At 61.5% G+C, this 19,225-nt stretch carries 17 protein-coding genes and 1 pseudogene; 9 read left to right on the forward strand and 9 right to left on the reverse strand.

Annotation, left to right across the window (positions count from 1 at the left end):
• Nucleotides 1-56 precede the first annotated feature (56 nt).
• From I6E56_RS05520 to I6E56_RS05530, 3 genes are read left to right on the forward strand one after another with little or no spacing between them, the layout of a single operon-like run.
• Nucleotides 57-506 carry an FMN-binding protein gene (locus I6E56_RS05520; protein ID WP_197136589.1) on the forward strand — a complete coding sequence of 150 codons (450 nt, stop codon included), beginning with the start codon at nt 57-59 and terminating at the stop codon, nt 504-506.
• The gene (locus I6E56_RS05525) at nt 490-1,350 is read left to right on the forward strand and encodes an FAD:protein FMN transferase (protein ID WP_197136590.1); all 861 of its coding nucleotides are present in this window, start codon (nt 490-492) and stop codon (nt 1,348-1,350) included. The genes I6E56_RS05520 and I6E56_RS05525 overlap by 17 nt, the downstream gene beginning before the upstream one ends.
• Nucleotides 1,347-2,855 (forward strand): FAD-dependent oxidoreductase, encoded by a 1,509-nt coding sequence (locus I6E56_RS05530; protein WP_197136591.1) that lies wholly within the window; start codon nt 1,347-1,349, stop codon nt 2,853-2,855. The genes I6E56_RS05525 and I6E56_RS05530 overlap by 4 nt, the downstream gene beginning before the upstream one ends.
• Here I6E56_RS05530 and I6E56_RS05535 read toward each other — a convergent pair.
• Nucleotides 2,852-4,747 (reverse strand): heavy metal translocating P-type ATPase, encoded by a 1,896-nt coding sequence (locus I6E56_RS05535; protein ID WP_197136592.1) that lies wholly within the window; start codon nt 4,745-4,747, stop codon nt 2,852-2,854. The two genes, I6E56_RS05530 and I6E56_RS05535, sit on opposite strands and share 4 nt — an antisense overlap.
• A 91-nt stretch (nt 4,748-4,838) precedes the next feature.
• Here I6E56_RS05535 and I6E56_RS05540 point away from each other — a divergent pair, with 91 nt between their 5' ends.
• Both I6E56_RS05540 and I6E56_RS14980 read left to right on the forward strand, forming a co-directional pair.
• The gene (locus tag I6E56_RS05540) at nt 4,839-5,618 is read left to right on the forward strand and encodes a potassium channel family protein (protein WP_197136594.1); all 780 of its coding nucleotides are present in this window, start codon (nt 4,839-4,841) and stop codon (nt 5,616-5,618) included.
• A gap of 145 nt (nt 5,619-5,763) precedes the next feature.
• Nucleotides 5,764-6,168: pseudogene (locus I6E56_RS14980) on the forward strand (DUF805 domain-containing protein).
• On the opposite strand, the gene I6E56_RS05555 reads toward I6E56_RS14980, so the two are convergent.
• The 6 genes from I6E56_RS05555 to I6E56_RS05580 all read right to left on the reverse strand — a co-directional run bounded on the left by I6E56_RS05555 (nt 6,165) and on the right by I6E56_RS05580 (nt 11,862).
• Complete coding sequence (locus I6E56_RS05555; protein WP_197136599.1) at nt 6,165-7,043, reverse strand: Rieske 2Fe-2S domain-containing protein; 879 nt, start codon at nt 7,041-7,043, stop codon at nt 6,165-6,167. The pseudogene I6E56_RS14980 and the gene I6E56_RS05555 overlap by 4 nt on opposite strands.
• A gap of 37 nt (nt 7,044-7,080) precedes the next feature.
• On the reverse strand, nt 7,081-7,575 hold the full coding sequence (locus tag I6E56_RS05560) for a pyridoxamine 5'-phosphate oxidase family protein (RefSeq protein ID WP_197136601.1): 495 nt from the start codon (nt 7,573-7,575) through the stop codon (nt 7,081-7,083).
• 148 nt (nt 7,576-7,723) lie between these two features.
• Entirely contained in the window at nt 7,724-8,182 is a 459-nt protein-coding gene (locus I6E56_RS05565; protein WP_197136603.1) for a hypothetical protein, read from the reverse strand.
• Nucleotides 8,179-9,471, reverse strand: coding sequence for a serine/threonine-protein kinase (locus I6E56_RS05570; RefSeq protein ID WP_197136605.1), 1,293 nt, complete (start codon nt 9,469-9,471; stop codon nt 8,179-8,181). The genes I6E56_RS05565 and I6E56_RS05570 overlap by 4 nt, the downstream gene beginning before the upstream one ends.
• 118 nt (nt 9,472-9,589) lie before the next feature.
• Nucleotides 9,590-10,441 (reverse strand): NAD-dependent epimerase/dehydratase family protein, encoded by an 852-nt coding sequence (locus I6E56_RS05575; RefSeq protein ID WP_197136607.1) that lies wholly within the window; start codon nt 10,439-10,441, stop codon nt 9,590-9,592.
• A 206-nt stretch (nt 10,442-10,647) separates the two neighbouring features.
• Nucleotides 10,648-11,862: an NADP-dependent isocitrate dehydrogenase gene (locus tag I6E56_RS05580; protein ID WP_197123245.1), complete on the reverse strand. Its 1,215-nt coding sequence runs from the start codon at nt 11,860-11,862 to the stop codon at nt 10,648-10,650.
• A 105-nt stretch (nt 11,863-11,967) separates the two neighbouring features.
• On the opposite strand from I6E56_RS05580, the gene I6E56_RS05585 reads away from it, so the two are divergent.
• The 4 genes from I6E56_RS05585 (at nt 11,968) to glpK (ending at nt 15,376) form a co-directional block, all read left to right on the forward strand.
• Nucleotides 11,968-12,420, forward strand: a complete 453-nt coding sequence (locus I6E56_RS05585; protein WP_197136609.1) for an N-acetyltransferase — start codon at nt 11,968-11,970, stop codon at nt 12,418-12,420.
• 2 nt (nt 12,421-12,422) lie between these two features.
• Nucleotides 12,423-12,737, forward strand: a complete 315-nt coding sequence (locus tag I6E56_RS05590; RefSeq protein WP_197136611.1) for an MGMT family protein — start codon at nt 12,423-12,425, stop codon at nt 12,735-12,737.
• A 273-nt stretch (nt 12,738-13,010) separates the two neighbouring features.
• Entirely contained in the window at nt 13,011-13,790 is a 780-nt protein-coding gene (locus tag I6E56_RS05595) for an MIP/aquaporin family protein (RefSeq protein WP_197136613.1), read from the forward strand.
• Between the two features lie 71 nt (nt 13,791-13,861).
• Nucleotides 13,862-15,376: a glycerol kinase GlpK gene (gene glpK / locus I6E56_RS05600; protein WP_197136614.1), complete on the forward strand. Its 1,515-nt coding sequence runs from the start codon at nt 13,862-13,864 to the stop codon at nt 15,374-15,376.
• A 118-nt stretch (nt 15,377-15,494) separates the two neighbouring features.
• Here the strand turns inward: glpK and I6E56_RS05605 are convergent, their stop codons facing one another.
• Together I6E56_RS05605 and I6E56_RS05610 are read right to left on the reverse strand one after the other, a co-directional pair.
• Nucleotides 15,495-17,300, reverse strand: a complete 1,806-nt coding sequence (locus tag I6E56_RS05605; RefSeq protein WP_197136616.1) for an ABC transporter ATP-binding protein — start codon at nt 17,298-17,300, stop codon at nt 15,495-15,497.
• Nucleotides 17,297-19,096, reverse strand: a complete 1,800-nt coding sequence (locus tag I6E56_RS05610; protein ID WP_197136618.1) for an ABC transporter ATP-binding protein — start codon at nt 19,094-19,096, stop codon at nt 17,297-17,299. The genes I6E56_RS05605 and I6E56_RS05610 overlap by 4 nt, the downstream gene beginning before the upstream one ends.
• Nucleotides 19,097-19,225 lie beyond the last annotated feature (129 nt).

The following is a 19,225-nucleotide window of genomic DNA, read 5'->3' on the forward strand; positions in this document are numbered from 1 at the left end:
GCTTCCCGTCAGGATTGCTCCGGCATACTGAACACTCGCCTACCTCTGGGAGCCCCATGCGCAGCCTCACCGACAACAAGACCGCCGTTGCCCTCTTTGCCGGTGTCACCCTCGTGGGTGCACTCTCCGCTTGCTCAAGCACGACGACAACTGCCGACATCGGCGCGGCAGACACTACTGTTCCCGAAGCCACAGAAGCCGGCACCACGTACGCCGATGGCACCTACACCGAGTCGGGCGAATACACCTCCCCCGACGGCCAAGAACAAGTTGACGTGACGCTCACGCTCGAAAGTAATGTCATCACCGACGTCACCGTCGTCGGCAACGGAGACAACCCCAGTTCGAAGCAGTTCCAAGGCGAATTCATTGACGGAATCGCCGCCGAAGTCGTCGGCAAGAACATCGACGAGATTTCCGTCGACAAAGTAGCCGGCTCGTCGCTCACAAGCGGCGGCTTCAACAACGCCGTCGATGTCATCAAGGCGGATGCCCTCGCCCAGTAAAACGTTCGATGCCATTGGTGCGCCCTGGCAGATTGACACCGCCGACCCCCTCGACCCTGAGGTGTTCGCCGCGATTCAGCGCCGCATCGAGCAATTCGACCGCACCTACTCGCGGTTTCGTAACGACTCCCTCGTCAGCCGCATCGCCCGTACCCCCGGCAGCTATCCTTTTCCGCCGGATGCTCCCCCACTGTTTGAGCTTTACCGCCGCCTCTACATTGCCACCGACGGCGCCATGAGCCCGCTCGTGGGCCGTGCTCTGGAAGAGCTCGGCTACGACCGCACCTACTCGTTGCAGCCCAGCGCCGCCCGCACGCGCGTGCCCGACTGGCTCGAAGCGATCAGCTGGAACGGCAGCGAACTCACCACCCTCACCCCCGCCGTGCTCGACGTCGGTGCTGCAGGCAAGGGCTACCTCGTCGATCTTGTGGCCGAGGTGCTCGCCGAGCACGGAGTCAGCTCCGCCACGGTGGATGCGAGCGGAGACATGCTGCACCGCGGCGACGGTGAACTGCGGGTCGCGCTGGAGCATCCGCTCGACACCAGCAAAGCCATCGGGGTGGTGACCGTGAGCAATGAGGCGATTTGTGCGTCAGCTCCCAACCGACGCGCCTGGGCTGGACTGCACCACATTCTGGATGCCCGCACGGGCCTCCCCACCGACCGCATCATTGCCACCTGGGCAATCGCCCCCACCGCGCTCGAAGCCGACGGCCTTGCCACCGCACTCTTTTTTGCCGACCCCGCGAAGCTTGCCGAAGAGTTCGACTTTCAGTGGGTACGGATGCTGTCCACCGGTCGAGTAGAGCACTCGCCGGGATTCACAGGAGAATTGTTCTTATGAAGCGCTGGCTTGATCGCACCCTCGGTGCCGTGCCGATGTACACCCTCGTGCTCGGCTCGCTCGCCGTTATCGCGGTGGCATCGATTGCGTTCGCGTTCGTTGGGCTCATCGCTGCTGATCCGTTCGCACTGCTTGCCAGCCTGCCCATCGCCGTCGTGTTCAGCTACGTGGCTAGCTGGCTCGGCGCGCGCATCGTGCGGCAGCGCGCGCACCTCGAATCGTCGCTCATCACCGGTTTGCTCGTGTTCTTTATCATGGCACCGAGCCTGCAACTCGATGGGCTGCTGTCGATCGCACTCGCCTCGACCGTTGCTGCGGCATCCAAGTTTCTGATCGCATTCCGCGGGCGCCATATTTTCAATCCCGCCGCTCTCGGGGCCTACGTTTTCTACTGGATTCCGATCGGATTCCCCACGTGGTGGATCGGCACCCCCTGGCTGCAACCCCTCATCATCATCGCCGCATTCCTCATTCTGTATCGCACCCAACGCCTCGATTTGGGGCTTACCTTTGTGGTGCTCGCGGCCAGCATCCGCATCGCTCTCACGCTCGCCAATGGTGGCGATATTGCCGAAGCGATCGCCGTCACGTTCACCTCCTCGCAGCTGATCTTCTTCGTCGGCTTCATGCTCAGCGAACCGCTTACGCTGCCGCCGCGACGCTGGCAACGCCTCAGCGTCGCCGCGCTCGTCGCCCTGCTCTTCGCCATCCCGTTCTCGATTGGGCCCCTCTACAGCGACCCATTGCTGGCGCTGCTCCTAGGCAACCTGGTCGCCTTCGCCTTCACGCAGCGCCGCACCATCCGGATGACGCTCACCGAAACCGAAGAGATAGCTCCCGGCACGTGGGAACTCACCTTTGCCCCGCACCGCACCCTCGCGTTCCGGGCGGGTCAATACATTGAGCTCTCGTTGCCGCACCCTTCGCCCGACCTGCGGGGAGCGCGTCGCTACTTCACGATCTCGTCTGCACCCTCGGCGGGGGCGACCCTGTCGATCACGTTCACGGCGCCCGAGAAGTCGAGCAGTTTCAAAGCCGCCCTCCTTGCGCTGCCGCGCGGAGCCGACGTCAACGCGACCGGCATCTGGGGCGACTTCGTACTCCCCCGAAAGACCACCGAACCGCTGTTGCTCGTGGCCGGCGGTATCGGTGTCACGCCTTTCGCCAGCCAAGTCGCGCACTCTCACCTGCATGATGACGAACGCGACATCGTGCTCATCTACGCGACCTCCAGCACCGAAACTTTGCCGTTCACCGGACTCTTTGTTGAGGCCGGCGTGCGCGTCATTGTGTTCGGGCCGCAGCCGGTCGAGTCACTTCCCGAAGGCTGGGTGCTCGGTAGCGAGGGGCGGATGAACGGCGACGCCCTCTCCGCGCTCGTGCCCGATCTGGCCGACCGCCGTGCGTACCTCTCGGGCCCGCCCGCCCTCGTGAACGACCTCAAGGCGACACTGCGCGCTAACGGAGCCCGCCGCATCCACACCGACTACTTCTCGGGGTACTAGCTCGGCAGTTGCACGCCAGCCGCGTTCGAGCTCGACGAGACACGCACGCGACGTTTGAGGCTCAGTGCCCGCAACGCATTGAGAATCGCGACGAGGTCAACGACTTCTTGCAGCCCGGCGCCGACGACTGCGGGCAGCGCTCCCGTCATCGCAAAAAGCATGAGCCCGATGCTGATGGCGATACCGATCCAAATGCTTTGCAAGGCGATCTGCACAGTGCGCTGACTGACTTGCACCGCCGACACGACGCGGTAGAGATCGTCGACGAGAATCACCACGTCAGCAGACTCGCTAGCCGCCGTCGAGCCCTTGGCACCCATCGCGATGCCGACATCGGCAGCTCCCAATACGGGCGCATCGTTCACGCCGTCGCCCACCATCACGACCGGGTGTGGACTAGTGGCGTGCACGAGTCGCACCTTGTCTTCGGGCAGGCACTCCGCGTGAACCTCACTGATGTGGAGTTCGTCAGCGACCTTGCGCGCCGTCTGCTCCACATCCCCCGTGAGCATCAAAGTTTTCTGGATGCCCAGTTCGCGCAGTCCTGTCAGGGTGCGTGCCGCTTCGGGCCGCACCGCATCGCGCAGCACAATCGCACCAGCGTACTGATCATCGATGCCCACGTAGACAGCAGCTTCGCCGCTTGCGAGATCGATTCGAGTGAGCGTGGGAGCCTGCTCGGCCACGAAGGCGGGCTTGCCCACGGTGACGAGCTTGCCCCCTACGCGAGCCTGCACACCGTGGGTGGCGACTTCGCGGGCATCCGATACTTCCGGGAGCGCGAGGGAGCGTTGCTTCGCTGCCTCCACGAGGGATGCCGCAAGCACGTGGGAAGAATATTGTTCTGCTGCTGCCACGAGGGCCAGCAATTCGTCGGCGGTCACCGCGCCCTCAGGCCGCACGTCGACGACAACGGGACGACCGCTCGTGAGCGTGCCTGTTTTGTCGAACACGACCGTTTTCGCACGGGCGAGCACTTCGAGGGTGCCGGCGTTTTTCACCACGACGCCATAGGTGGACGCGCTCGACATCCCGGCCATGAACGCCACCGGGGCTGCGATCAACAGCGGACACGGTGTTGCGACCACAAGCACTTCGGCGAACCGCACGGGGTCCCCCGAGATCCACCAGGCGATAGCAGCCAGGCCAATCGAGACGAGCGTGAACGGCACCGCGTAGCGATCAGCCAGACGCACGATGGGTGCTTTGCTCTCCGCCGCTTCGGTGACGAGCTCAACAATCCGTTGGTATTGGCTGTCGGATGCTCGCGCGCTCGCCTGCACCGTGACAGCTTCTGGCCCATTCACCGAACCGCTCAACAGCAGGTCTCCGGTGACTTTCTCGACCGGCATACTTTCGCCCGTGAGCGACGACTCATCGACGGCGGTCGTGGCAGACACCAGCACCGCATCCACCGGCACAATCTCCGAAGGGCGCACCACGAGGCGATCCCCCACCGCAACCTCTGTGGCCGGCACATCAACAATGTCACCGGCGGCCGTCAGCTGATGAGCTGTTTGAGGAACCCGATCCAGCAAGGCATTCAATTCACGCTTGGCGCGGCCAGCCGCAAAGTCTTCGAGCGCTTCGCCACCGGTGAGCATCAGCACGATGACGATGCTCGCCCAGTATTCGCCCACGACCACCGTCGCCACGATCGCCGTCACCGCAAGCACGTCGAGACCGAACTGGTGCTGCAACAGTTTGCGCACCATCGACACGGCCTCACGCACGGCAACGCCGAGCGAATAGATCGACAGCAACCACGGAACGACGGCGGATGCCGGAGTCCAATTCAGCGCGAGGCCCACCACGCCGACCACGACCGTGAGAGCGACGAGCGGATAGCGACGCACAGCCGAGCGCAACGTTACGGAAAGGAATGTAGCCATACCTTCGTTCTACTCTCGTTCGCGGCATCCGGCCAGCCAGCACAGGCTCCCCTTAGCCGCGCTTCGGAACGGGGTCGGTAGGCTCGACAGCATGACTCAACGGCGCTGGAAACAGATCATGGACATTCCTCTGACCGTTGCTGCCATCATTTTTCTCATCGCCTACGCGTGGGAAGTAATCGCCAATCTCTCGGGCACCGCCATGCTGGTGGCCGAGGTCATCATCGCTGTCACCTGGGTGGTGTTCGTGGCCGACTACCTCGTAAACCTCATTTTGGCTGAGCACCGCTGGTTTTGGTTTAGAAAGCACCTTTTCGATCTGTTGGTTGTCGTGCTGCCCATGTTGCGCCCGCTGCGCCTCCTGCGTTTGGTCACACTGCTGAACGTGCTGCAACGACGGGCGGGAACCGCCGTGCGCGGTGGCGTGCTCACCTACGCGGTCGGATCATCGCTCTTGCTCGTTTTTGTCGCCGGGCTCGCCATTTTGGATACCGAACGCAACGCCGACAGCACTCAGATCACCAACCTCGGCGATGGTATTTGGTGGGCCTTCGTCACCATCACGACCGTGGGCTACGGCGACATCTATCCCGCGACGACGCTCGGTCGTGTGATTGCCGCTGGCGTGATGATGGCCGGAATCGCCCTCCTTGGTGTTGTTACGGCAACCCTCGCCTCGTGGATCGTGGAACGAGTTGCGGCTCAAGACGAGCTCTCGCATGTCGCGACGCGTCGCGAAGTCACGGACCTCACGAAGCAGGTGGCCGAACTCAAACATGTGCTCCTCGAGCATGCGACGCAAATGGCAGCTACCTCGGGAAACCCGGCCCCCACCTTGCCCGGCTCCTCCGGGAAAAAACCGTCGCCCTAGCCTTACGAAACGAAGTTCGCTCACCTATGCTGTGGGCATGACCTCCACAACCGCGACAGCGCTCACGATCGAACAGGAGAGCGCCCCGCTGCCCGGTGCGTCGATGCGGGTGGCAATGCGTCGGTTCTTCGATCGATCGTTCCGGATGCGCGGTCGAGCCAGTCGCAGCGAATACTGGTGGTGGATGCTCGTGAACATCATCATCGTGACCGCACTTCAGGTGGTCGCGCCTCTTCTGGTCGCGGGTCGCCCGATGGGTGATCAACTCACATTCGGCCCGTTCGGCTCTTTTGTCTATCCCACGGTGAGCATTGCGAGTTGGAATTGAGAGATGACCGCGGACTCCACGGTGCTCGTCTCTCTCTCCTTCATCGTCGGAGGCTGGGTACTGCTCACCGCAATCCCCGGGATCACGATTGCCGTACGCCGCCTGCACGACTCAAACCTCTCGGGCGGATGGGCATTCCTAGCCGTGTTCCCACTCGGAGCCTTCATCGTGCTGGGACTCGCTCTGCGCAGTTCGCGCCCGGAGGGTCTGCGCTTCGACTAGCGCGGCAGCCGAACCTCTACCGTGCCATCCACTACCCGGCTCTCGAAGCGCGGCTGCGGACTCGTCGCTGGCCCGTGGATGACTTCCCCCGTGTCGAGCGAAAACGCACTCTGGTGCCAGGGGCACTCAATGCACGCCCCGCCCGGGGTGGAGTCATCGCCGACGACGTACCCGTCGTGGAGTTCGGCCCCGAGGTGGCTGCAGGTGTTCGACAGCACCGAGACCCGGTCTCCGCGACGGAAGACAACCACCTCGGTATCAGCGACAACACGCTTCTCGAGTGAGCCATCCGCAAGCTCAGCCAGCGGCGCTAGCTGCTGCCAGCCGCTGGGAAAGCTGGCTTCGACATCCGGTGCGTGACTGACGCCCGCTGCTTGACGGTAGGTCATGTGCCCACCGAGGTAGCCACCGCCCGAGGCGATCGCGAGCCCGGCGTAGCTCAGCACTTTGCCGCTCGTGTGCTTTCCGCGGGAGCGCTGCACGAAGGATGCCGCGAAGAACCCCGTGGCCACGATGTTGACCGCGGCGTGCACAATGCCGACGCGTTGCTGCTTTTCGTCGAGCTTCGACCAATCCGCGAAGCCGGCGACGGCTGTTCCGCTCGCCCCCAGCACACCGACTCCGACAAGTGCCCGTGACGCCTTCTCGGTACCGGGCAGGGCGTCCAGCACGCCCGCCGAGATCCACGCGCCCAGAGGAACGTGTACACCGAGCGGATGCACCGGGTGACCCAGCGGAACGCCGTGCAGGAGGTCTCGCAACCACCGCGGCCGAAGAACTGCATCCACGACGCCCTGCGTCTTCTTCACAGCGGGATCGAGCACGGCCGCCTCTTCTAAGCGGTCGACGTTTCGCAATACTGGCAGTCGTTTCATCAGTTCCTCATCCCTCTCAGCGTGTGTTGTTGGAGAACTAGATCGTGACTGATTCGGATGACCCGGTGTGAGGCTCATCCCCGGTTACCTTCGCGGCGACAACGCCAACGAGAGTCGCAACTTTGCCCGGGCTCTCCCAGTACTGTGCCGAGTCGGCCTTCACATGAATCAGCACGACCGAGGGATCTTCGGCGCCGTCTTCGAACCACACATCAGTGAACGTATTCCAGAGTTCTTTCTTCTTCGCCACATCCCGAACAATCTCGGCAGACCCCGACAGCGAGAGCCACTCAGACGAACCCGCATAGGCGAGGTTGACCTGAGGATGCACTAGCAATTGATGCACCGTGTCTGACTCGACGGACGCCAAGAACCAGCAATCGCCATCGAAGTCTGCCTCCTGCACGGTCATGGGGTGGCTGTGCAGCGCACCGTCTGCGGAGACGCTTGTGAGCATCGCGATCCGGGTCTTTTTCATGATCGAACGGATGGTGTCGAGCTGGTCTGTTGTTGCCTGAGTCTGAAATGACATGGTGTCTCCAATTCGTCGACGGTTCGCAGTTATGCTGCGCTTCGACGCTAGGGAGCAATCCTCAACGTTGGCCGAGTGCTAGCCGAACGTTAGATGAGAGCAAGGAGCCGATGCCGGCGCACCAAAAATCGCGCACGACAGACTGCGCCTAGTCCTTATTGTTGCCCTTGTCGTCTTTCTCTTTATCGTCGTCCTTGCCGTTGCCGTTGCTGTTGCTGTTGCTGTTGTCGCTGCCGTTCGACGTTTCGTCCGATTCTTCGTCCACCGGATCAGTAACGGGCGAGGGGTCAGGCAACGCCACCGTAAGGTCGGCGCGTACAAGGTCGAGAGACGCTTGGATTCGGGCACTTTGCTCAGCCCCGATGGCACCGGTCGCGGTGTTCTCGTTGAGCTGTTCTTGGAGAACATCGAGGGCTGCCAGGGCCGCCACGGGGTCACCCGCCGCGGCAGCATCAGTTACATCAGCAACCGATGACTGCAGCAGCGCCGCCGCGTCGGAATCGAAATCCGGTGAGGTTGGCGCACAGGCGCTCAACGATAGGGCGAGCGCGAGAGCAGCGCCGACGGCGACGATGCGGCGCGGGAGGGTTAGATTTCTGAGATTCATGGCTCCACGCTCTCTTGGAGCTGCTCGAGGTGCGTGCCAAGCTCGCCAGGAACCACCGGGTAGCTGGGCGACGTCGGTTCAGACGGAGTCGCCTGTTGATTCTGAGTAGTTGTCCACGCGACCACACCCAGGGTGAGCACGAGAGCCGTAGCCAGCACGATCCCGAGGCGCTTGACGCTGTGCCGATTTAGTCTTGGGTTTCGCTTCGGCACTGGCGCTGGCGCTGCGGACGATGCCGCTGCCGCTGCCGCTGATACCGTTGCAGATTCTGAGGCCTCCGGCGCAGGCCACGCTTCGGTTGCTTGTGTCTCCACGCGGGCGTACGCCTTCGTGGGTTCGAGACCCGTTGCCTCATTTGTCCCGTTCTCCGAGGGAACGAGCGAACGGGTGGGTTCACCTTCGGCGTCGTTCACATCCTCAGAGGAATAGGCGAGCGCCCGCAAAGCGACAGCGATATCCATCGGAAGCGGCCGCTGTTCAGCATCGAGCGCCGTCATAGTGACCAGCATCTCTCGCCACGCCCCGCTAAGACCGTCCGGCACCCGGGGTGGGGTGTTGAGGCGCGCACCGATCGTCTCGACGGCGCTCCCGGGAAACGCGCGCTGCCCCGTGAGCGCTTCAAGCAAAACGAGACCGAGCGAATAGACATCCGATGGCCCCAGCGCCTCACTGCCGCGCGCTTGCTCAGGGCTGAGGTAGCTCGCACTGCCGATGATGGCTCCCGTCGAGGTCATCTTCGCGCTGTCGACAATACGGGCAATTCCAAAGTCAGCAAGCTTCGAATGGAACTCGCGGTCAGGAAGCTCAGAGCGCGCCAGCAAGATATTGGCTGGTTTGACGTCCCGATGCACGACGCCCTGACCATGCACGTAATGAAGCGCTTCTGCGATATCGGCACCGAGGTGCGCCACCAATGCCGGCAGCAAAGGGGCCGTCATCGCCTCACGCAAATTGGGACCATCCACGAATTCCATCACGAGAAAGAGGCGATCGGCCGCGTCAGCCGTCTCTGCGACCGCATCGAAAAGAGTGACCAACGCGTGATGGTTGAGCGCAGCGAGAGCTTCCACTTCGTTACGCTGTCTGCGGATCTCCTCAGGGTTCGCCACGCCAGGCAGCATTAGTTTGAGCGCAACTTCTCTCGGAAGCGACTCGTCCATCGCCCGATATACGGAAGCCATTCCGCCGCGGCCGATCAAACTCGTTATGCGATAGCGGCCGCCGATTACCGTGCCAATGAGCTCATCGTCCGAGCGAAAAGACGATCGTGAGTTTGTGGCTGCTGTCACGCGAATCCCCTTAGTTCTGCTCGAGAGAGTTTAGATGAGTTAGCTGTGGGGAGAGATCGGCGGCCCCATCAACACCGGAGCGGCGGCACAAATGCGAGATAGACGGAAGCAGGAGACGTCAGCGATGAAAGGTTCCCACACCCCTGAGCACTGCCGCATACCCTTCGCGGTAGCTCGGATAGGTAAACGAGAAGCCCGTACTTGTCAGCAGCGCATTGCGACAACGCTTACCGCGGCCTCTGCCTTCGTTGGCACCGTCTTCACTCGGCGGCGGCACTGGTCTGTCGATACTGCGAGCAAGAAACTCGATAACCTCGCGCTGATCGGCCGGCTCATCGTCAACGCCGATATAGATACTGGCGGGCGAGGAAGCCATCGTCGCGAGATGCACGATAGCCGCTGCAGCGTCATCTCGATGGATCAGATTCGTGAAGCTAGGGGCGGATGCTAGCGTTTCGACCCCAGCGCGTACGCGGTCGATCTGTCGGGTGCGCCCTGGCCCGTAGATGCCCGCCAAGCGAAGGACCGTCGAGTTGGCGACGCTCTCGAGCAGCAACACTTCGGCTTCCCGCAAGACGGTCGCCGTCTCCGTCGCCGGCGTCGCCAGTGTAGATTCGTCGACCCATGAGCCATCGCTGACGCCATAGACCGCGGTCGACGAGACATAAATGACCCTCGGCGCAGCAGCGCAGTCTCGCTCAATAGCGGCGGCGATGTTCCGCACGCTTTCGACGTAGGTAGCGAGATAGCCGTCGCGCGTGCGCTCATCGGGGCTAACAGCGATCACTACGACGCTGGTATCGGCAGGAAGAGTGGGCACATGCGCAGACAAGTCGACGGATTGCCCAGCGATCTCGGGCGGCAACTTCTCGATCGAACGCCGTAGGCCCAGTACAGAATGCCCCAGCGCCGCAAAGCGGAGCCCAGCCTCGATACCCAGGTCACCGCATCCGGCTATGACGACGGTCACTGTTGTCTCCTCACGATTCACCGCGTGGCACGCTGTCGTGTTCTGCACGAGCGAGTGCCGAGCAGCACCCGCCGCTCAAGAATAACCAGAGCGAGCTGGATGTTTTCCTGCGCGGGCGCACATGCGAAAGGCCCGAAAGCCGAAGCTTTCGGGCCCTTCATGAAACGTCGTGGCGTGAGCCAGTCATTTACCGCGCGAGACGCAGATCACGCAAGTCGCGTTGCGAGGTTCTTGTCGAGCGTGTCGAGGAACTCTTCGGTGGTTTCCCACTTCTGGTCCGGTCCGACGAGCAGTGCGAGGTCCTTGGTCATGTGACCGGCCTCAACGCTCTTGATGACGACGTCTTCCAGGGTCGACGCGAAGTCGACGAGTTCCTGGTTGTTGTCGAGCACACCACGGTGAGCCAGCCCACGGGTCCACGCGTAGATCGACGCGATCGGGTTCGTGGAGGTGGGCTTGCCCTGCTGGTGCTGGCGGTAGTGACGGGTCACGGTGCCGTGAGCTGCCTCGGCTTCAACGACCTTTCCGTCTGGCGTGGCCAGAACGGAGGTCATGAGGCCGAGCGAGCCGAAGCCCTGAGCTACGGTGTCGGACTGAACGTCGCCGTCGTAGTTCTTGCAGGCCCAGACGTAGCCGCCCTCCCACTTCATGGCCGAAGCGACCATGTCGTCGATGAGGCGGTGCTCGTAGGTGAGGCCGGCTGCTTCGAACTTGTCCTTGAACTCGTTCTGGAAGATCTCTTCGAAGATGTCCTTGAAGCGACCGTCGTAAGCCTTGAGGATGGTGTTCTTCGTCGAGAGGTACACCGGGTAGTTGCGCGTGAGGCCGTAGTTGAGGCTGGCACGCGCGAAGTCAATGATCGAGTCATCGAGGTTGTACTGAACCTGAGCGATTCCATCGCCGGGGGAGTCGTAAACCTCAAACTTCATCGGCTCGGAACCATCTTCGGGAGCGAACTCGACGGTCAGCTTTCCCTTGCCCTTGAAGCGGAAGTCGGTGGCACGGTACTGGTCGCCGAAGGCGTGACGGCCGATGATGATCGGCTTGTTCCAGCCCGGCACGAGACGCGGGATGTTCGAGATGATGATGGGCTCGCGGAAGATAACGCCACCAAGGATGTTGCGGATGGTGCCGTTAGGGCTGCGCCACATCTTCTTGAGGCCGAATTCTTCAACACGGGCTTCGTCGGGGGTAATGGTTGCGCACTTGACGCCAACACCGTGCTTTTGGATGGCGTGAGCCGCATCAATGGTGATCTGGTCGTCGGTTGCGTCGCGGCTTTCAATGCCGAGGTCGTAGTACTCGAGGTTGACGTCAACGTAGGGGTGGATCAGGGTTTCCTTGATCCGGTGCCAAATAATGCGCGTCATTTCGTCGCCGTCGAGTTCGACGACGGTGCCTTCTACCTTGATCTTGGACAAGCTTTGCTCCTTAGTTAGTGGCCACCTCCAGCTTACTCTTTTTCCTATGTATCTCGACATCGAGATACCTTGGCGCATCTGTCTACCGCGGGTTAGCCTGTATTCATGGGTGAGCTAAGACTTGAAGAATTATCGGCAAGCACCATCGTGGCTGCCAACAACCTGTCGCTGCGTCGCGGGCAGGAGCAGTTCGTTACGCCGCCCTCCTACGCGATCGCGGACGCCTTCATCGACCCGCTGACGTCGTGGCCACGCGTTGTCGTTGACGGCGACAAAGTCGTCGGATTCGTCCGCGGCAATTTCGACCCCAATGCGTCGCAAGAAGAGTTCCGCAGCTGCATCTGGCGGGTCAGTGTCGCCGGAGACGAGCAGGGCCAGGGCATCGGCCGCTTTGCGGTCAAGGCTCTCAGCGAAGAAGCACGCAGCCGTGGCTTCGACCGCATCACTGCCATCTGGGAAGAGGGCGACGACGGCCCTGAGCAGTTCTTCCTCAAGGTCGGCTTCAAGGTCGTCGGCGAAACTCAGTACGGCGAAAAGCTCGGCGAATACACGCTCTAAGCGTGCCGGCCCCTAGCGACGATTTCGTGAGCCGCGTGCTCGAGGTCGTCGAGTCGATCCCGCCGGGACACGTAATGACCTACGGCGAGGTGGCTGCCACGATCGGCTCGAGAGCCGCGCGGGCAGTCGGCACCGTGATGGCCCGCTACGGCTCAGAGGTGGCGTGGTGGCGCGTCATCCGTTCTGGCGGGCATCCACCCCTCGCTCACGAAGATCGGGCGCTCGTGCACTACGAGGCCGAATCAACGCCGCTGAAATGGATGCCCGACGGCAGCTATCGCGTCAACCTACGGTTAGCGCGACACCGCGCGCACTAAAGCCCGGCGGCACCAACTCAGCACCGCTGGGGCGTTGCCCGGTTGTGATTTTGCCCTGCACGTTTGTGCACACGCTTCGAAGGTACTGTGAATGCGCACTACTGCTCAGACCCACCGAGCGCCGGGTTCTTGGTCCTCCACGCGGAAGCACCGTTACGAATGCTGGAATAGTGCACCAACGTGCAGCCTAAAACCCTGTCAATAGCCAGAAAATCAGACTACGTTTTCAATAGTTGAGAAACCGCCAAGAACCGAGGCGTGTAGACAACATCGATGAAGATTGAGACGGTCAGTGTGGACAATCTAGGAACAATATTTCTTTCGGAGCTGGTGGGCACCGCTCTCTTGGTCCTTTTGGGTACGGGTGTCGTAGCCAACGTAGCCCTCGCCAAAAACAAGGGCTTCAACGGCGGCTTCCTCATGGTCACCTTCGGCTGGGGCCTCGCCGTCTTTGCCGGTGTGATCGTCGCTTACAACTCTGGAGCGCACATCAACCCGGCCGTGACGCTCGGGCTCGTCGCCAGTGGAGCAACCGAATTCAGCTTGGGCGTGGCCGTCACTGTGGGTTCGGTGCTGACATACATCGCCGCACAAATGCTCGGTGCAATCATCGGCGCTCTCTTCACTTGGCTTGCCTACAAGCAGCACTTCGATGAGGAACCAGATGCCGGCGCGAAGCTCGCTGTCTTCTCCACCGGTCCTGCAATTCGCAGCTACGGCTGGAACCTCGTGACAGAAATCATCGGCACGTTCGTTCTAGTCTTCGTCGTTATCGGATTCGGTCGCCAAGACCCGGGCGGCGGGCTTGCTGCCCTCGGCGCTCTGCCGGTAGCTCTTCTCGTTATTGGTATCGGCGCTTCGCTCGGTGGCCCCACCGGATACGCCATCAACCCCGCCCGAGACCTCGGGCCAAGAATTGCTCACGCCCTTCTTCCCATCAAAGGCAAAGGGTCGAGTGACTGGAGCTACTCCTGGGTTCCCGTGGTCGGCCCCGTCATTGGTGGTGTTCTTGCCGGGCTCCTCTCGGGCCCGTTGCTCCCCGTCGTCGTTTAGCAGAACCAGACCGCAGTCTCCCTCGACTGCGCCTGCTCCCCCGTTAACAAATTGAAGAAGGAGACAGTCATATGACTAACTACATTTTGGCAATCGACCAAGGAACCACGAGTTCCCGTGCAATTATTTTCGATAAAGCAGGCTCGGTCATCTCGATGGGTCAGCTTGAACATGAGCAGATCTTCCCCAAGGCTGGCTGGGTCGAGCACGATCCCCAGGAGATCTGGCGCAATACTCGCGAGGTCATCGGAAAGGCACTGTCCACCGCAAACCTGACGCGCCACGACATCGCCGCGGTCGGAATCACCAACCAACGCGAAACTGCCGTTGTATGGGACCGCACGACCGGCAAGCCGATCTACAACGCCATCGTGTGGCAAGACACTCGCACTCAATCGATCGTTGACCGAATCGCCAAGGACGGCGGAGTTGAACGGTTTAAGAGCATCGTGGGCCTTCCGCTCGCTACGTATTTCTCGGGAACCAAGATCGCTTGGATCCTCGAGAATGTAGAGGGCGCTCGTGAAAAGGCCGATGCTGGAGAGCTGATGTTCGGCACGACCGACACGTGGGTTTTGTGGAACCTCACCGGAGGAATCAACGGTGGCGTGCACGTGACGGATGTCACCAACGCTAGCCGCACGCTCTTCATGGATCTGGAAACCCTCGAATGGCGTCAAGACATCCTCGATGTCTTCGGGGTGCCTGCCTCCATGCTTCCCGCCATCAAGAGTTCCTCTGAAGTGTATGGAACCGCTGAATCCAACAGCTTGCTTCGCGAAGTTCCTATCGCTGGAATCCTCGGAGACCAGCAAGCTGCCACCTTTGGTCAGGCCGCCTTCGATGCTGGAGAAGCCAAGAACACCTACGGCACCGGTAACTTCCTCATTTTCAACACCGACACCGAGATCATCCATTCCAAGAACGGATTGCTTACCACTCTTGGCTACAAGCTCGGAGATGCTCCTGCTCACTACGCCCTTGAAGGTTCGATCGCTGTAACCGGTTCGCTGATTCAGTGGCTGCGCGACAACTTGGGAATCATCAAGGATGCAGGCGAGGTCGAGGCTCTTGCTAAGACCGTCGACGACAACGGTGGAGCATACTTTGTTCCGGCGTTCTCCGGACTCTTCGCGCCATACTGGCGTGCGGATGCCCGCGGAGCCCTCGTGGGACTGACTCGCTTTGTCAACAAGGGGCACATCGCCCGCGCCGCGCTCGAGGCCACCGCATTCCAGACGCGTGAAGTCATCGATGCCGTGAACGCTGACTCTGGCGTACCTCTTACTGAGCTCAAGGTTGATGGCGGAATGATCGCCAACAACCTGCTCATGCAGTTCCAAGCGGACATTCTCGGAGTCCCCGTCGTGCGTCCCGTCGTCGCCGAGACGACCGCTCTGGGCGCCGCTTACGCTGCTGGCCTTGCCGTCGGTTTCTGGGATGGCCTCGACGACCTTCGTAAGAACTGGCAAGAAGACAGCCGCTGGGAGCCGACCATGGAAGAAGAAGAGCGCGAGCGCTTGCTCCGCACTTGGAAGAAGGCCGTAACGAAGACCTTCGATTGGGTTGACGAAGACGTCGAATAGTCTTCCCACACTCCACACAAGGCCGGTGTGACGCGCGAGAGCGCATCACACCGGCCTTTTTGGCATGTGGCTTAGGGGTGAGTTCGACACCTCTGGAGAGCACCGGGAGAGCGTCAGACTAAACGAGCGAGTCTCGCCAGGCCGCGTGCAGTTGCGCGAACTTGCCGGAGCCCGAAATGAGTTCCTGCGGGGTGCCATCTTCGATGACGCGACCGTGTTCCATCACGAGCACGCGGTCAGCAATCGCGACCGTTGAGAGCCGGTGCGCGATGATGACGGCAGTGCGGTCGGAGAGCAGCGTCTGAAGGCCGGCCTGCACGAGGCGTTCGCTCGGGATATCGAGCGACGCGGTTGCCTCATCCAGAATCAGCACGACAGGGTCGGCGATGAACGCGCGCGCGAACGAGAGGAGTTGTCGCTGCCCGGCACTCACTCGACCACCACGCTTGTTCACGTCGGTGTCATAGCCGTTGGGCAGCGCCTCGATGAACTCGTGTGCGCCTACCGCCTTCGCGGCCTTCACGATCTCCTCGCGGGTCGCGTCGGGCTTACCGAGCGCAATGTTGTCGGCAACGTTGCCCGAGAACAGGTAGGCCTCTTGCGTGACCATCACGATTGCACGGCGAAGATCTTTCGGATGCAGCTTGCGCAGGTCGACACCGTCAAGCGAGACGGTGCCCTGGCTGGGGTCATAGAAGCGCGAAATGAGTTTCGCGAGCGTCGACTTTCCGGCACCCGTCGTTCCCACCATCGCGACCGTCTGACCCGCTGGCAGCTCAAGGTCGAACTTCGGCAGGATCACCTTGTCGGCGTTGTAAGCAAATTCCACACCGTCGAACTTCACCGTTCCCTTGGCCTTGCGCAGGTCAATCGGAGTCGTGGGGTCAGCAACGGTCGGGCGCTCTTCGAGCACTCCCGAAATCTTTTCCAAAGCGGCAGCAGCGGACTGGTACGAGTTGTAGAACATCGCCATCTCTTGCGCAGGCGCAAAGAACTGACGGGCATACAGCAGCGCGCCAAGCAGGGCACCGATCGCAAGGTCGCCGGTGGAAACCCGCAACCCACCCACGAGCAGGATCATCGCGAGAGCAACGTTTCCGATGAGAACCAGACCCGGGTCAAAGATTCCGAACAATTGGATGACGCGGGCGTTGGCATCCCGATAGTTCTCAACGAGACCGCCGAACTGTTCGCGGTTGCGCTCTTCTTTGCGGAACGCCTTCACCGCGCGGATGCCGGTCATGGTCTCCACGAAGTGAACGATCAGCTTGGCAGAGGCCGTGCGGGTTTCGCGGAAGTGCAATTGCGAGCGCACCTGGAACCAGCGCGTGAGGAACCCCAGGGGCACAAGCGCGCAGAACAGAATGACGCCGCTCACCCAGTCGAGTGAGAACATCGCGATCGCGATGAACCCCATGTAGAGCGCACCCTGCACGAGCTGATTGATTCCCGAGTCGAGTAGTTCACGAATCGCATCGAGGTCGCTGGTCTGGCGCGCGATGATGCGCCCCGAAGTGTAGCTCTCGTGGAATTCAAGGCTCAGCCGTTGCGTGTGCAAGAAGACGCGCTTGCGCAGGTCGAACAGGATCGCTTGACTCACGCGAGCGCTCAGCACGGTGTACCAGGCGATCATTGACGCGCCAACGATGCCCGTGAAGAGGTACGCGCTAACGACGAGCACGAGCGGCAACGTTTCGCCGTCGATGAGGGCGGGCAACGCGTTGTCGATGCCGTAGGCGATCAGCGCGGGGCCGGCCACTTGCGCGGCCGTGCTCACGACGACGACAGCCATCGTGAGAATCACGCGAAGGCGCACGGGCGCGATCAACGATCCGAGCAGGCGCAGTGAACGCTGCCGAATTTGACGACTCTCGTCCTTGGTGTAGTCGTTGCGTTCTTCGCCGGAGGTTCCCATCACGCTCATGAACTGACCTCCTGCTCTTCCTCTTCAAGACTGGATATGACGTAACGGTAGTGACTACTGGTCGCCAGCAGGTCGGAGTGCTTTCCGACCGCGGTGATCTTGCCATCTTCGAGAAGAGCAACGCGGTCAGCGAGCATCACGGTCGATGGACGGTGAGCGACGATAAGCGCGGTCGTGGAGCTCAGCACTTTGCGCAGCGCTGCCTCGACGAGCGCTTCGGTGTCGACGTCGAGCGCCGACAGCGGATCATCGAGCACGAGCACCGCGGGCTGTGCAGCAACGGCGCGGGCGAGCGCGAGGCGCTGCCGTTGACCGCCCGACAGGCTCAGGCCCTCTTCACCGACCAGGGTGTCGAGGCCCTTGGGCAGGTCGTAGACGAAGTCGGCTTGTGCGATGCTCAAGGCTTCGCGCAGTTGTTCTTCGGTGGAATCCGGGCGCCCCATGAGCACGTTCTCGCGCACGCTCGATGAGAACAGCGTGGCATCCTCAAACGCCATCGCAAGGTGACGCCGCAGCTCAATCAGAGTGAGGTTGCGAATGTCGACACCATCGATGCTGATCGATCCTTCCGTCACGTCATAGAGACGTGTCGTGAGGGCCGTGATCGTCGACTTTCCCGAACCAGTCAGGCCGACGAGCGCCATGGTCTCCCCCGGCTCAATACTGAGATCCATGCCGTTGACGAGGTCGGGAACATTCGCGGGTGAATCCGGGTAGCGGTAGTGCACGTTCGTGAATTGAAGGCGACCCTGGCTATCCGTGATCGTTTCGGGGTGCTCGGGGTCAGTGATCGGGTTTGCCGAGTCCATCACTTCAAAGAAACGGTCGGCGGCGGTGCGCGCGTCGAACGTCATCGAGAGCAGGAAGCCGATCGATTCCACGGGGAACCGCAAGACAGTGGCCGTGGCAAAGAAGGCAACGAGGTCTCCAGCAGAGATGTTTCCTTGAACGACAAGCCACACACCGCCAAGAAGTCCGAGCGCGAACATGACGTCGGGCACCAGCAGCAGCCAGAGCCAGATGCCGGCGATAGCGCGGGCCTTCTCAATCTCGGTGCCACGCAAACTTTCGGCCTGAGCCGAGAAGCCGACGAGCGCATGCTTTCCTCGCCCGAATGCTTTCAGAACACGGATGCCGTGAACTGATTCTTCGACGGCGGTCGCGAGGTCACCGGTCTGGTCTTGGCTGCGGCGGGCCACGATCGAGTACTTCTTTTCGAAGACGTACCCGTAGATCCACAGCGGGATGGACGTGACGATAAAGATCACGCCGAGCACCCACGAGATGTTCACGAGGAACAGCAGCCCCACGATGATTGTGAGCACGTTGACCACGAGCAAGACGAGGCCGAACGACAACCACCGACGGATGAGGTTGAGGTCGCTGACGGCACGCGACAGCAGCTGGCCACTCGGCCAGCGGTCGTGGAAGCTCACGGGCAGGTGCTGCAAGGTCATGTAGAGGGTGTTGCGCATGCGCGCTTCAACATGGGTTCCCGGCGTGAGCACGAAGTAGCGACGAAGCGCGATCATGATCGCCTCGACAATGCCGAGCCCGAGGACGATGAAGAAGGCGGGCCAAATCTGGCTCGAGTCGCCCGACTGCAACGGCCCATCCACAAGCGAGCGCAACACTTGCGGGATGAGCAGCGCAACAATTCCGGCTGCGAGCGCTGCCGCCATACCGAGGTAGATGAACGGCATGGCCGATTGTGCGTACGGGTAAAGCCGGCGGATCGCCGTAAAAGTGCCAACCGCTTTCACGCGTTCTGGCTGGTCAGACTGTGGTGACACCATGGATCCTTGACGAGAGGGATCCCTGCGTTCAGGGATCGCGATTACTGCGGGTCGCGTCGTGTGCGACCGTGAACCGCTGCTCCTCGTCGTGATTGGCGCGGGGCAGACAGCCTTTTAGAATATGCCCGC

The organism is Salinibacterium sp. NK8237, assembly GCF_015864955.1.
GTDB lineage: Bacteria > Actinomycetota > Actinomycetes > Actinomycetales > Microbacteriaceae > Rhodoglobus.